Source organism: Pseudoalteromonas sp. Scap03 (assembly GCF_013393115.1).
Lineage (GTDB): Bacteria > Pseudomonadota > Gammaproteobacteria > Enterobacterales > Alteromonadaceae > Pseudoalteromonas.
The window spans coordinates 722,903-737,162 of record NZ_VDEU01000001.1; the positions used below are offsets into that span (position 1 = coordinate 722,903).

At 41.5% G+C, this 14,260-nt stretch carries 11 protein-coding genes; 8 read left to right on the forward strand and 3 right to left on the reverse strand.

Annotated elements, in window-relative coordinates; genetic code table 11:
- The first annotated feature begins 229 nt into the window (after positions 1-229).
- The 7 genes from FHG08_RS03300 to FHG08_RS03330 all read left to right on the forward strand — a co-directional run bounded on the left by FHG08_RS03300 (position 230) and on the right by FHG08_RS03330 (position 7,285).
- On the forward strand, positions 230-712 hold the full coding sequence (locus FHG08_RS03300; protein ID WP_008112832.1) for a MarR family winged helix-turn-helix transcriptional regulator: 483 nt from the start codon (positions 230-232) through the stop codon (positions 710-712).
- 138 nt (positions 713-850) lie between these two features.
- Positions 851-1,246: a YbaN family protein gene (locus FHG08_RS03305; protein ID WP_138608635.1), complete on the forward strand. Its 396-nt coding sequence runs from the start codon at positions 851-853 to the stop codon at positions 1,244-1,246.
- A 102-nt stretch (positions 1,247-1,348) separates the two neighbouring features.
- Complete coding sequence (locus tag FHG08_RS03310) at positions 1,349-1,981, forward strand: PepSY-associated TM helix domain-containing protein (RefSeq protein ID WP_178956876.1); 633 nt, start codon at positions 1,349-1,351, stop codon at positions 1,979-1,981.
- Complete coding sequence (locus FHG08_RS03315; protein ID WP_138608633.1) at positions 1,981-2,487, forward strand: DUF2271 domain-containing protein; 507 nt, start codon at positions 1,981-1,983, stop codon at positions 2,485-2,487. Before FHG08_RS03310 ends, FHG08_RS03315 begins: the two co-directional genes overlap by 1 nt.
- Positions 2,488-2,521: 34 nt before the next feature.
- Positions 2,522-3,367: a DUF4198 domain-containing protein gene (locus tag FHG08_RS03320; RefSeq protein ID WP_178956780.1), complete on the forward strand. Its 846-nt coding sequence runs from the start codon at positions 2,522-2,524 to the stop codon at positions 3,365-3,367.
- A 290-nt stretch (positions 3,368-3,657) separates the two neighbouring features.
- On the forward strand, positions 3,658-6,189 hold the full coding sequence (locus FHG08_RS03325) for a TonB-dependent siderophore receptor (protein ID WP_178956781.1): 2,532 nt from the start codon (positions 3,658-3,660) through the stop codon (positions 6,187-6,189).
- A gap of 205 nt (positions 6,190-6,394) precedes the next feature.
- Positions 6,395-7,285 (forward strand): hypothetical protein, encoded by an 891-nt coding sequence (locus tag FHG08_RS03330; protein ID WP_178956782.1) that lies wholly within the window; start codon positions 6,395-6,397, stop codon positions 7,283-7,285.
- Between the two features lie 74 nt (positions 7,286-7,359).
- Here the strand turns inward: FHG08_RS03330 and FHG08_RS03335 are convergent, their stop codons facing one another.
- From FHG08_RS03335 to FHG08_RS03345, 3 genes are read right to left on the reverse strand one after another with little or no spacing between them, the layout of a single operon-like run.
- The gene (locus tag FHG08_RS03335) at positions 7,360-8,460 is read right to left on the reverse strand and encodes a lipocalin-like domain-containing protein (protein WP_178956783.1); all 1,101 of its coding nucleotides are present in this window, start codon (positions 8,458-8,460) and stop codon (positions 7,360-7,362) included.
- Between the two features lie 7 nt (positions 8,461-8,467).
- Positions 8,468-10,897 (reverse strand): FtsX-like permease family protein, encoded by a 2,430-nt coding sequence (locus FHG08_RS03340; RefSeq protein ID WP_178956784.1) that lies wholly within the window; start codon positions 10,895-10,897, stop codon positions 8,468-8,470.
- On the reverse strand, positions 10,890-11,546 hold the full coding sequence (locus tag FHG08_RS03345) for an ABC transporter ATP-binding protein (protein ID WP_138608611.1): 657 nt from the start codon (positions 11,544-11,546) through the stop codon (positions 10,890-10,892). The genes FHG08_RS03340 and FHG08_RS03345 overlap by 8 nt, the downstream gene beginning before the upstream one ends.
- A gap of 236 nt (positions 11,547-11,782) precedes the next feature.
- Between FHG08_RS03345 and FHG08_RS03350 the strand changes: the two genes are divergently transcribed.
- The gene (locus FHG08_RS03350) at positions 11,783-14,182 is read left to right on the forward strand and encodes a PKD domain-containing protein (RefSeq protein WP_178956785.1); all 2,400 of its coding nucleotides are present in this window, start codon (positions 11,783-11,785) and stop codon (positions 14,180-14,182) included.
- The last annotated feature ends 78 nt before the right edge of the window (positions 14,183-14,260 follow it).

Here is a 14,260-nt window from a genome sequence, read left to right on the forward strand (position 1 = left end):
AGCTTTACAACTCTGCCTTTCAACCTAGGGAAGGTTCACAAATAGAATGTTATAAGCATTTAATAAAATAAAGATAATAAATGCTATTTTAATTACTGATCAAATTAATAAAAGTCAATAAAAACTAATAATAGCTGGCATAAATAACATATATCATTTGAATTCAATTTATTTGATGTGTAACATTTCATGATTACGGCAAATCATTCGCCTTCCATGAGACAAACAAATGCAAAAATATGACGAGTTACTAGTTTCTTTACGCAAGGTGATCCGTGCGATTGACTTACATTCAAAGCAACTTAATAAAACAGCGGGTTTAACAGGGCCACAACTGCTTATCATGCAGGAAGTGTCTCAAACAGATGGTATTACCGCCAGCCGTATTGCGCAAAACGTCAACTTAAGCCCAGCAACGGTTACTAATATTCTTGACCGAATAGAGAGCAAAAACTTAGTAACACGTGTACGCAGTCAAATGGATAAGCGCCGAGTCAGCTTATACCTTACCGAACAAGGTAAGGAACTACTCGAAAAAGCACCTCAGCCATTACAAGAGCATTTTATCGAAAAATTTTCAGCACTTGCTGAATGGGAACAGAGTTTACTCCTTTCATCAATGCAACGTATTGCCGCAATGATGGATGCTGATAAGCTAGACGCTTCACCACTTTTAGAAGTCGGCGCACTGTTTCAAACTCCTAAAGAATAAAACGCAGTATAAAAATAATAAAACCCCTTTTATCGCCTTAAATGACTTAGCTGATAACATGTAACTAAGCCATTTAAGCTTCATTTTATCCTGTAATTAACTTACCTTTTACCGTTTAATTTATTAAATAGAGCTGGCGTGAACATAAAAAACGTTTTTATTTATTATAAAAATATCGGCTTTAAATTGCTGGGGTTACTGTGTGTATTACTCGGCATTATTGGTGTTGCCCTACCCGTTATGCCAACCACGCCGTTTTTAATTTTAGCCTTAGCCTGTTTTGCTCGCTCATCTAGCGCGCTTGAATCTTGGCTATTAAACCACCCTCGCTTTGGCACAACATTACAACATTGGCGCGCTCATCAAGTAGTTCCTGTAAAGGCAAAATATGCTGCGGGTCTAGGTATGCTAATAGGCTTTATATTTTTATTATACAGCAGCCCTCCAGCTTGGGTTATTGCCCTAGTTGCTGTGGTTGAAGTGCTGGTTTTAACTTACTTAATTTCTAAGCCCTCAACTCCACCTAAAAACTAGGGTCTGTATAAGCAAAATAAAGTGTAAAGTTTGGTAAATAAATTTGTAACAGCTAATGCAAATCATTATCATCCGTACAAATTAATTAAATTTGCACCTTTTATGCCCTTTGTTAATAAACGCGCTTTATATAGTACGAGTCGTGCTTTACATATCTATATTTCTACCGCTTTGTTTTTTCTACTTATTTTATTTTGTGTAAGCGGCATAGTGCTAAACCACGTTGACTGGTTAAAAAACGATAAAAACAACGGCCAAATTACCGCTGCAATTCCAGCTGAACTACTTACAAAAGCACAAACACAATTAAACACCCTACCTGCTATTTACCCCCAAATAGAAGCTTACCTAGCCAAGCAGTATGGGCTGAATAAAGTAAAAAGCATTGAGTGGGAAAAGCAAGATTCACTGGTCATGCTCGACTACCCATTACCTGCAGGCTACGCCTACGCAGAGTTTGATTTTATTAGTGGCGAATTGTTACTCGATTATCAAACTGGGGGGTTTTTAAGTGTAATTGGCGACCTACATAAAGGTCGTTACAGCGGTGAAGTATGGAGCTGGGTTATTGATATATCAGCAGTGCTGATGATCCTATTTGCCATCACCGGCATGATTATTTTATTTCAAAATAGAAAAAAACGCTTAGCAGGAATATGGATAACCGCATTAGGTGTAGCAACACCTATCGTTATTTACCTGTGTTGGGTGCCACAAATAAAAGGAGTGTCTTAATGTTTAAAGTTAAACCATGGCTAAGCATCACGCTGTTAGTCGCCGCGCTATTTCAAATTAATGCTCATGCACAATCGTCAAGGTTAGAAGTTGAATTAACCCTCGCCGATTTAAACGTGCAACCTTACCACCGACCTTATGTTGCTGTATGGCTGGAAACGCCAGAGCGTAAACACGTCACAACATTAGCGCTTTGGGTACAAAAAGCGGAATGGTTTAAAGACCTACGCCAATGGTGGCGCAAAGCCGGTAAAAGTAATGCTCAGTTTGATGGTGTCAGCGGCGCAACCAAGCGTGCCGGCACATATACAATTAGTTGGGATGGCAACGATCTAAACGGTAACCCTGTAACGCCCGGTAAATACCTACTTAATATTGAAGTTGTGCGCGAAGAAGGTGGCCGTGATTACAGCCGTATTGAGCTTGATTTAACTCAATCAGAGAAAATAACTATTGAAGGTAAAAACGAATTTACAACCAGCTTTATCACTGTAAGCGCTAGGTAGCCCCTACTTATCATTCAAATTTAAAGGAAAAATAATGAACGTTAATTTATCAAAAATTGCATTAATAGGCGCACTGAGTTTATCGGCGCTAGTCTCAACAGCGGCAAGCGCACATGCCCGTTGGTTACTACCTTCGCACACTTCGCTTTCTGGCGATAAAGCGCATTACGTTATGATTGATGCGAGTATTTCTAACGAAATGTTTGCACCAGATAAAGCCTTTAAGCCAAAAGAAAAAGGCGCAGAGTACGACGACACATTATTAATGGCACTTGCACCAAACGGCGAGAAAGTATCTGAAACCATTCGTGCTTATTACTTAAAGCGCAAGAGCTCAGCAGCAGTAAGCCTCAAAGAAGAAGGCACTTACCACATTGCTATGACGCAAAAGCCAATGTACATGACCTTCTATAAGGACGAAGAGGGTAAACGCAAACGTGTATTTGGTAAAAAAACAGATGCTAAATTACCTAGCAACGCTCAAGGCGTGCGCACCACTAAAGTTATTTCAACAGTAGATACCTTTGTAAGCCGCAACGGTACATCTAAGCCAGCCCTGTTAGGTTTAGGCTTAGAGCTAAGTGGCCCTACACACCCAAATGACTTATTTGTTGGTGAGCAAGCACGTTTTCAATTACTACAAGACGGAAAACCAGCTGGCGAAGGCATTGAAGTTAATATTTTAAGAGGCGATACTCGCTACCGTAACGAACGTGGCGAAGTAAAAGTAACCACCGATAAAAACGGCTTTTTTACAACAACATGGAACGCACCGGGTATCTATTTAATAGAAACCGCAACCGAAGTTGATGTGAAGGAAAAAGGCGTAGATTCGGGTCGTTATGCTTTATTTACAACGCTTGAAGTAGCCCCTGAGTAATTATTTAGGCACTTATTTAAACGTATTTTTAAGCCAAGTTTTTAACTTGGCTTTTTTCTGCCTATCACTTTTTTGCAATCTATCTTTTACTTTTATTGATTTCGTCACCATTCGCTACAAGATTACAACAGTAACGATCTAATCGTCTATAACGTACGTAAACAGTGGCCTTACTTATTAAAAACGTGAATAACATAGATGGTTTTTATCTTTGCACGTAGTTGAGCGCTTCTATATGATTCGCTCCTTTTTCAAACTCACCAAAACAACGACGTTCTTAAGGAACATTCATGACTTTTAAGCGTTTATCAGCTAATAAATTAGCACTTAGCTTGGCCGTAGCCTCTGCACTTAGCAGCTCTTTCGTTACAGCTAATGCAGCAGAACAAGATACCCAAGCACAAGAGAACATCGAAGTAATCTCAGTAACAGGGACTCGCCGTAGTTTGCGAAGTATTGCACAAAGCTCAGTGCCAGTAGATATTATTACTAGCAGTGACATGGTAAGCACAGGTCAACTTGAAATCAGCCAGGTTCTTGCTAACCAGGTACCCAGCTTTAACTTTCCAAGCGCCACTTTAGGTGATGGAACAGATCACGCAAAACCTGCTGTACTGCGCGGCTTAGCGCCCGATCACACTTTAGTGCTTATAAATGGTAAACGTCGTCACTCTGGTGCGCTTTTAAACTTAGCAGGTGTTGTAGGCAGAGGCTCTACCGCGGTAGATTTAAACATGATCCCTACATCAGCCATTAAGCGCGTAGAAGTACTACGCGATGGTGCCGCAGCGCAATACGGCTCAGATGCCATTGCCGGGGTGATTAATATTGTTTTAAAAGACGCCTCTGAAGGCGGCAGTGTAAGCGTAACCTATGGTGAATACGACACACAAATGGCGGGCGCACCTAACTTAGAAAGCGCCTACGCAGATGCAAACGGCGATCTTGCATTTAACCTAGGTGATGACCGCGAAATTAGCGATGGCGCAACACGCACTATTAGCGCTAACTCTGGATTTGCATTATCAGACAGCGGCTTTGTAAATGTATCGATTGAATACCGCGATAACAGCCCAACACAACGCTCTGGTTTTGATCCGCGTGAGCAATACAGCCGCCTTGACGATGGCAGCCTAGACCCGCGCGAATTTACTATTGACCGTTACAACCATCGTTTTGGTAAAGCAGACCTTGAAGATTATGCTTTATTTTACAATATGGGTTACGAGCTAGATAACAGCCTAAACCTGTATTCATTTGGTAGCTACTCAAAACGAGAAGGTAACTCAGGTGGTTTTTACCGCCGTGCACAAGACAGCCGTAACGTATTAGCACTCTACCCAGATGGTTTTTTACCGCAAATTGAAACCGATGTTGAAGACTACTCATTTGCCCTAGGCCTAGAAGGTGGAACAGGTGACTGGACATGGGATGTAAGTACCAACTATGGCCGCAACGACTTTGCATTTGGTGTTGTGAATAGCTTAAATACGTCTTTAGGTGCTACCAGCCCCACCGAATTTGATAACGGCGCACTAGTTTATGACCAATTTATAGTCAATGGTGATGCAAGCACAACCCTTGATTTAGGGTTACCTGACGACGTATTTTTTACTCTAGGTGCTGAATACCGCCACGAAAGTTATAAAATAGAACAAGGTGAAGAATCCTCTTACATTACTGCACTTGATAGCAATGGCAATCCAATTGCTGCCGGTGGCGCACAAGTACTTTCGGGTTTTGGTCCAGAAAGCGTAACCGATGAAAGCCGCCATAACGTTGCACTATTTGTTGAGTTTGACACCTACCTAACCGACAACTGGAACATGGTTTTAGCTAGCCGCTACGAAGATTACAGCGACTTTGGTAACACCTTTACCTCAAAGCTTGCAACACGTTACAGCGTAAACGAAAACCTATCGCTACGTGGGGCAATTAGCACAGGTTTCCGCGCCCCATCGCTTGCACAAAGCTCGTATCGCCAAATTTCCACCGTACTTGAAAACAACCAAGCGTTTGAAGTAGGCCTATTCCCAACAGATGCACCAGCAGCACAAGCCCTTGGCGCAAAACAGTTAGACGCTGAAGACTCAGTTAATTTAACAGCTGGCTTTGTATACACCCAAGGTAACTTTAGCTTAACGGTTGACGCCTACCGTATTGATATTGATGACCGTATTGTGCTCTCTGAAAACTTAAGCGGTGCCGCAGTACAACAAATTTTAACGGATGCTGGTGAGTTAAATACCGAAAGCGTACGCTACTTTACCAACGCAATCGACTCACGCACGCAAGGCGTAGACATTGTTGCAACTTACCTACTACAGTTAGATAACTTTGGCGACGTGCGATTAAACGCGGCAGCTAACTTTAACGACACCGAAGTGACACACGTTGACGATAATCCTGAACAACTAAACTCTTTAGGTGACGACTACGTTGTATTTGCACGCCGTGAAGTAGGTCGTTTTGAAGAAGGCACACCAGACAACAAACTGAATCTGTCGGCAGTGTGGAACTTTAACGAATGGCAAACAACGTTACGTGCAACACGTTATGGTGAAGTTGCCGATATTTCTACTACCGCCGATCGCGATGAATACCTAGACGCTAAATGGATAACCGATTTAGAAGTTGCGTATCGCCCTAACGATGAGTGGAAATTTGCACTCGGTGCCAACAACTTATTTGACCAATACCCGCAAGCCACGGTCGATAATATTGGTTACTCTACCTTTAGCCAAATATTTCCATACACACCGTATGCACCATACAGTTTAGATGGTCGCTTTTTATACGGTAACATTACCTACAGCTTTTAATTTGTATAATTAAAACTGGCGGTTAAAACGAAAAGGATGCTTTATGCATCCTTTTTATTAATAATTAGTAATTTTAACCACTAATTAGTCTTTTAATTTTCAACAAAAAACTAAATTCATTATAAAACAGACACTTAAATTTAGGCCCCATTTTTGCTCTAGTCTTGTTATATTAAATAATAACATCACACTAAAAGGACTAACCATGAGCTCATCAACTGTATCTACCATTGCTAAACCACTTTCACTAATTAGCGGTATTTTATTATTAAGTGGCTGCGTGTTTCATATTTCACCAAGCGTTGCGTCGGTAAAACAAACACAACAACTAACACTACCTAGCAATAATCTTGAATACCTAGACGTACTAAGCGGCGCAGGTTCACTTAAAATAATGGGCTCATCAACAGCAACCAGTATTAATGTTGACGCCACTATTTACACAGCCGATATTGACGACGAATACGAACTCACACTCGATCAAAGTGGCACTAAAGCAAAGCTTGTTGCCCAAAATACAAGTAATAATGGTATTAGCTTTTACAGCGGCCAATCGCCAAGCATTAATTTAGTGGTCACCGTCCCTAACAATCTTGAGCTAGATATTGATGATGGCTCAGGCGACATAACTATTAACGCCATGAAAAATAATATTGATGTAAAAGATGGCTCTGGCAGCTTATCAATCAATGGCGCTAAAAACCTAAACATAGACGACGGCTCGGGCGATATTTCTCTTCAAAGCATTACTGGCAATCTAGATCTTAACGATGGTTCGGGCAGCATTACTATTAATAACGTTAATGGCAATGCAAATATTGATGATGGCTCAGGCGATATGAATGTAAGCAATGTACGTGGTACATTAACTGTTGAAGACGGGTCGGGAAGCATATCAATACAACATATTAATGGCGCTGTCGACGTTGAAGATAACTCGGGCGACTTAACCATTGAACATGTTGATGCAAGCGTTACCATTGAAGATGGCTCTGGCGATATTCGCGTTAATCATGCTAAAGGGCTAACAATTACAGAAGCAGGCTCTGGCGATGTTAGCATCGATAATATCTCTGGTTCAGTAAAGCTAGACTAATATACTGAGCCCTTAATAAAATGCACTTAACCTTGGCTTAAGTGCATTTTTTTTGAAAGCCATTTTATAGCCCGCTAATAACCAACTAGTTCTGCATAACCTTTACCTTTAAAACCGCCTTGAGTTTTAATTCGCCCCTCCCAGTAGGGAATGCTCAATTGATTTCGTGAATCGGGGTTACGTGCTTCAATTACAATTGGCTCAAACCCTTTAACCTTGAGGTGCCACTTAACTGGGTAGGTTTTACTACTGGGCGTTGTTTGGGCTGTAAGCTCAGATGTTTTTAATACCTGTAAGGTCACGTCGTCATTTGCAATGGCGCGCACAATTCCACTTTGCGTAATGTGCGATGCACAGCAGTAGTCATAACTTTGTTGACCATTACGAATACAAAATGCCATTAAGCCCCCCTGTTTTTTATCATCAGCCTGAATGCTAAACCAGTCCCAACCATTTTGGGTAGGATCGATTAGCGCCGAAGACCACTCTCTGTCTAACCAAGCATCTCCAGTTACTTTAAAAGTTTTACCCGCAAATGTGATGTCGCCTTGGGCTTCTAAAAACGGATAGCTATAATAGTAAGAGGCATGCCCCTGGTGAGTCTTTTGGCTATAACCTTGCTCGCCATGTTTTACAAGTGGGCTATTAGCCAGCACCAGGTTAGCACTGTAATTTTCCTGCTGCGCCTTTAAACTGAGCGGTAAAAATGTTGCATCCTTACTTGCTAACTGCCAATCATCTAGGCGAGCTTCAAATGGCTGCGCTGTTATATTTACTTGTCCCGATCTGCCATATTTTTCGAACGCTTGATGCTGTGAATCGGTTTGTATTGCAAAGTGAGCAAAGTAAAGCTGTCCATTCCACCATGGCGACGCATCAGTTGCCGTGGCTTGCTCATCGACCGAGAGCCTAAATAAAGTCCATTGCACACCAAAGGTATCGCCATTATCTGCTTTTAAATTAGCCGTTACATACCACCATTCAATTCCTTGTTGGTGATGCGCCCCATGATCACGTGGAAAGCTCAGCCCTTGGTTTTTGTTTACAGGTTCACCAAATTGTTGTGCAAACCCGCTATGCATTAGTTTATTTTGATTTACTTGCTCTGCTTCGGGCTGGCACGCGCTTAATGCGCCAATAAAAATAAAGGTAACGGCTACTTTTAGTCTATTCATGTAAGTCCTATAGCTTGGCAACATTATCGGCAACGGCGCTTCGCGTTAATTTTATCAGCGGTAACGCGCTCACAAATAAAGCTAACATAAACATAAGCACCGTAAAGCCACTTAACTGTAGCCAATTAACGGTCATGGCCATGGTCCAACCAAAGGCAATTGGCATGACGTAAGTTAATAGTACCCATCCAAGGCTAAGCCCCAGTGGTATAGCTAATAACAAGGTGGTTAAAATAATAAGTGCAGCTTGCAGTACTTTTGCTCCCAATAATTGCTGTTGGGTGACACCCAGCGTTTGTAATACCGCCATGGGCTGTAATTGCCCGCGCCCTAAAGTTAAAAAGCTTACCCACATGCCAAATAATGCAATCAGCATAATAAATATATTAAGCGCCTGAGTAACATAAAAAGTTTTACCAAATAGCTGTTTTGCAAAGCGTTTAAACTGCTGATTAGCAATGACTTGTTGGCTATCTAATTGGTGCTGTTTTTGAATATATTCGGCTATGGCGTCAACGTCACTATGGGGCTTTAACCAAAGCGATAAACCATACTCGGTGTAATTTAAGCTGCTATTCAATAATGCATTAGTTGTTACAACAACATTTAACCCTTGCTCGCCGTAATCAAAATAGGCAGCGCGTACTTGGCACGTTAGTGTATTAATATGCTGTTTTAGGGTTATTACATCACCTACTTTAAGCGAGTACTGCAGCAAGGCGGGTTCGTTCACTAGGCAACCCACAACCCCATTTTTGTTCTTTTCAAATACTGCAGATGTAGGTGCTTTATTGTTTAACAAAGTAAGGTGTTGGTTGTAGCTGGCCGTTGCACCAAATGCCATAACATCAACAGCTATCGTATTTTTAGGTGCTTTAAGCTCACTTTTAGCTGACCAATATACGCCTACTTTTTCGACCTCTGGGAGTTCACGCAACTTAGCCCCTAACGCTTGAATGTTTTGATCGGGCCTTACGTATAAATCAGCGCTTAGGCGTTTTTCAAGGTGTGTATCTAAGGTGTCGCTAAAACTGCCAACCATAATTTGCATACCTACGGCGGCTCCCATCGCCATTAAAATAGCGAGTACCGAGCTTAGTAATGCAGGTAACTGCACTAGGCTGTCGGCTTTTAACCACTGAAGAATGGGGTTTTGTGTTGGCCATGGCAGTTTAAAAACGGCTTTAACTACCGGTGGTGTAATTACAAAAAAGAGGAGTAGCACACAAACACACAGCAATAAGGCACTTATTTTGGTATTTGCCGTTAACGCTAAGTAGCTGGCTGCAAAAATAGCTAACGCAAACATTAGCCATTTAATACGCGCACAAAAAGTACTTAATCGAGCCGATTGGCTGGCCAAAAACCCCAACAAAACAACAACATTAAGTGAAAAGCCGCTAGCAACCATGCTGCTATCAAGGCTTACTACAAAGCTTCTGTCTAGCTGGTAGAGCCCTCTCAGAGTCGCCGATACATCCATAACTAAGGTGTTTGCCAGTGCCGCGCCTAGTAACGCACCTAATAACGCAGCAAAAAAACTAAGCACCGTTAATTCAATAACCAGCGCTTTAATTAACGCCGACCGTTGACAACCCAGCACCCACATTTGCTGCTGTAAGTGAGCGCGCGCATTGTACGCAAGTTTAATTGCATTAAAACTTAAAAACGCACCCACCACATAACCTAACAAAGCCAGCGCTTGTAAATTAAAGAAAAAAGCCTCAGAGAGCGCATCAAAAGCCTGCTCTTGCGCAGCTTCAAGGCGTGCTTGCTCGCCTAATAATACCTTTAACTGGGCTGCTTGTTTATTATTTAAGCCACTTACTTCAAAGTAACTAATTACCCCATTTGCGCGCAGTAATTTATCAGCAAGGCTAATGTCCACCAGCATGGTCATGCCTAAACCTTGTAATTCGCTTACAGCTAAAGTGCGTGTGACATCACCCATGTTTATATTAATACGGCTGTTTTTTAAATTTAGCCGCTGTATTAATTTAGGATCGATATAAACAGTATTTAGTAACTGTTCAAACCCAGAATAACGCTTGTTGGTTGTTGATGCTGAGCCGCCGGTATTTTCTGTAAGCCACTGCAATAAATTGACGCCCCTAAGCGCGAGCTTTTGCTGCTCATTGGTTTCAATTACGCCCTCTAAAACCGGTTGAACCTGCGTAAAGCCAGCCGCCCTAATACGCGACCACATACTGTTGGGCAACCTGTTTTCACCTAGCACAGGACGTACAAAATGCGTCACTGGGTTTGCAATTAGTGCTGTGGTTTGTTGATAGCGCTTACCGGCCTCTAAATTTAAGCCCTGTATTGCAGTAAGTAGCGCCGCGCCCAAACTAAAGCCAATAAAAAACAGTAATAACAGCCCTACATGGCGGCGATAAAACTGCATATACGTTATTAATATAAGTTTAAGCTCAGCCATTAATTTGGCCATCTTTTAAAAACAATTGCGTAGTAAACTGGTCGGCCAATCGCTGACTATGAGTGACCATAATAAGTATTATTTGCTGCTCTTCGCACAGGCTTTTTAATAGCCTAACTATATCGAGTGAACGAGCGGCATCAAGGTTACCCGTAGGTTCATCAGCCAATAATAACTTAGGCTTATTTAATAGCGCACGGCCTATGCCCACTCGTTGTTGCTCCCCACCAGAGAGTTGCTCAGGCATTGCTGTAAGCTTGCCTTCTAAACCCAGTTTTTTAGCCATCGTATTTACTTCATCGTCGCTAGGCGATAACCCATTAAGCCTTGCTTGAAAGCATATGTTGTCTTTTACATTTAACGGGCTGAGTAATTGGTAATGCTGAAAAATAATACCTATTTTACGCCGATAAAGCGCAAGCTCATTAGCACTCAATTCACTAATTTTTTGCTCATTAACCGTAATAGTTCCAGCATCTGGAGACAGTAAACCGGCTAATAAATTTAATAATGTTGTTTTGCCCGAGCCACTATCACCTAGTAAGGCAATGTGTGCAGCGGGTAAAATAGTTAACGATAAATCATTAATTATTTGTCGTTTCAAGCCACCATCTTGGCGAGTAAAAAATACATTATTTAGCGAAATCATAAAGAAAAGGTTATTCCTGTAATAAAAATATGGCTCGATATATAAACGATACCATAACAGTAATGCGTTCACTTAAGTGGGTTTTCGGTTGATTTTTTACACGCAATAAGCGCGTTTACTTAACTAAACCAGTAACTAAAAACCAAATCACTAAAGAGCGACAAAAAACTTTGTTTTTTTTTGCTTTATTTCTTTTTTAGGTACATATTAATGTTTAATTTTATAAGGATATTAATATGAAACGGATACTTTTAATTATATTACCCACTTTACTCACACTTCTCGGGTGTGGTGGTTCAGGCAGCTCTGAAACTAAGCAAGTCACTCCCCCAGTTAGCACAAATGCACAACCAGTGGCTGTTATTGGCACTGAACAATCAGAATATAAAACCAATACACCCATTACTTTTAGTGCTGCAAATAGTAGCGATCCTGACGGCGATACACTCACATACCAGTGGCAACTCCTTAGCGCAGACGAGCAACAAAACATACCGCTTAATACTAACAACCAACGCACTGTGACGTTTTCGGTAGCACAAGCGCAAAATTACACCTTAAAGCTGATTGTGAACGACGGCAAAATTTCAAGCTCGGTAGTAAGCAAACAAATTACCGTTACCTCAAACGCACAGCTCATTGCAAACGCAGGCAGCACACAAACCGTAAAACAAGGTGATGTAGTTAAATTAACAGCAGCACAAAGCACCGCTACTAATGCGGTAATAAATAGCTACCAATGGCAATTTATCAAAACACCTACATCAAGCGCTGCACAACTTGAAAATAGCACCCGCGTTAACAGCCAATTTGTTGCTGATAAACTAGGCGAATACAGCGTTAAATTAACTATTACTAACTCAATTGGTGATACCGCTAATAGTAACGTACTTATAAAAAGTGAGCAGCTTGCTGTAAATTCTGCGCCAAACGCTGTTATTTCAGTTCAAAACAGTACACTTTCACCCAACCAACTCGTAACATTAAATGGTGAACAAAGTACCGATCCAGATGCAAACGACACGCTAAGTTATCAATGGGCAATAACCTCTAAGCCTGAGAACAGCGACCCAAGCTTATCGAATGCAATTGCCAAAAATGCAGGCTTTGCATCGAATGAATTGGGTGAGTACACAATCTCCCTAAGCGTAACCGATGAAGGTAATCTAAGTGATACCGCGCAAGTAACCTTAAGCGTTACCACCGAAAACAAAGCGCCTATTGCCGTTCTTGCAGAGCAAACTGATATAACCTTAAATACATTAACTACCCTACAATGCCTACAATGTAGCGACCCCGATAGCGACCCTCTAATTTACAACTGGCAACTGCAAGCAAAACCTGAAAGTAGCACTGCGCAATTACAGCAAAGCACATCGGCTACCCCTTCGCTTACTGCTGATGTTGAAGGCGATTACGTTGTTACCCTAGTTGTATCTGACGGTGAACTCAGCTCACCACAAGTAACCTCGGTGCTGCATACAAAGGATAATAAAAAACCAGTTACTCTAGTAAGTTACAAGTCTTCAATTAGTGTTAATGAGCAAGTTACTTTAGATGCCTCAGCCAGTTACGACCCCGAAGGCGCAGTTTTAAGTTACCATTGGGAAATAGTTTCGTCGTCAAATCAAGCTGTATTAAGCAGTACAAGTAGCTCAGCCCCCACGCTTAGCGCGCCAGCAGAAGGGCAAGTTGTTGTTTCACTTAAAACCAATGATGGTGAGCAGTTTTCAGACACACAAACACTCACTATTAATGTTACACAAAACGCCAAGCCCGTTATTATTCATACCGGTGATAAAGCTCGCTACAGCACCGTTGGTAGCACCGTTAACTTTGATGCAAGCCAAAGCTATGATCCAGAGGGCACCGCGCTTAGCTACGAATGGGAGCTCTCTACACCAACAGGTTCATCTGCTAGTTTAAGTAGCACCAACCAAAACATAACCGAATTAACACCCGATCTAACTGGTAACTATATCTTAACTTTCACGGTAACTGATGCTGACAACTACCAAGCCATTACTCAGTTTTCGGTTACAGCTACTAATTCATCGCAAATAACGGGCAACATAAAAGGGCAAATTACCAACGTGCAACGAACCGCAATTAGTAATGCCAAACTCACAATTAACAATGTGCCGTACACCACAAATAGCGCAGGTCAGTTTAACGAAACACTTAACTTAGCTGAAGGTGAAAACATTACTATAACCAGCAACGATCCGCGCCTTGCTAATGCCATCTATAACTCTCCCGCAATTACCCAAAATAACTTTACGATAGACTTAGAACAAAACAGTTTACCCGTATTTCAAAGCGTGGAGGTTACCGTATTTGTATGTCCTGAGTTTACCGGGCCAGATACCATTAACGTAAACTTTAACATGACCGAAACACTGCTAGCCTCTGCACGTTTTGAATATCAATTTAACCAAACTCAGGCACTCGTTTTGCAAAAATCAGGAAGCACCTACCTAGATAGCGAACTGCTTATAGACCTACCAGCAACTGCTAAATTTGAGGTGACGGTAACCGAAAGCAACGTTGAGAACACTTATAATTGGCCTATTACTATTTTTTATTCAGCGTCTGACGATCCAAGATCAGCTATTATAAACATATGTAATATTTAGCCTTGTTGTGTGCGTTTTTAAAACGCACACAACAAATAACAGCATATATCCACATAACTCATTGTATTTTATACGCAC

Excerpts from the sequence above, each read along its gene's own strand:
- FHG08_RS03310 (WP_178956876.1), top strand. The coding sequence starts at position 1,349 with ATGCCCTTTGTTAATAAACGCGCTTTATATAGTACGAGTCGTGCTTTA.
- FHG08_RS03350 (WP_178956785.1), top strand. The coding sequence starts at position 11,783 with ATGAAACGGATACTTTTAATTATATTACCCACTTTACTCACACTTCTC.
- FHG08_RS03335 (WP_178956783.1), bottom strand. The coding sequence starts at position 8,460 with ATGAATAGACTAAAAGTAGCCGTTACCTTTATTTTTATTGGCGCATTA.
- FHG08_RS03340 (WP_178956784.1), bottom strand. The coding sequence starts at position 10,897 with ATGGCTGAGCTTAAACTTATATTAATAACGTATATGCAGTTTTATCGC.
- FHG08_RS03320 (WP_178956780.1), top strand. The coding sequence starts at position 2,522 with ATGAACGTTAATTTATCAAAAATTGCATTAATAGGCGCACTGAGTTTA.
- FHG08_RS03345 (WP_138608611.1), bottom strand. The coding sequence starts at position 11,546 with ATGATTTCGCTAAATAATGTATTTTTTACTCGCCAAGATGGTGGCTTG.
- FHG08_RS03325 (WP_178956781.1), top strand. The coding sequence starts at position 3,658 with ATGACTTTTAAGCGTTTATCAGCTAATAAATTAGCACTTAGCTTGGCC.
- FHG08_RS03315 (WP_138608633.1), top strand. The coding sequence starts at position 1,981 with ATGTTTAAAGTTAAACCATGGCTAAGCATCACGCTGTTAGTCGCCGCG.
- FHG08_RS03300 (WP_008112832.1), top strand. The coding sequence starts at position 230 with ATGCAAAAATATGACGAGTTACTAGTTTCTTTACGCAAGGTGATCCGT.
- FHG08_RS03330 (WP_178956782.1), top strand. The coding sequence starts at position 6,395 with ATGAGCTCATCAACTGTATCTACCATTGCTAAACCACTTTCACTAATT.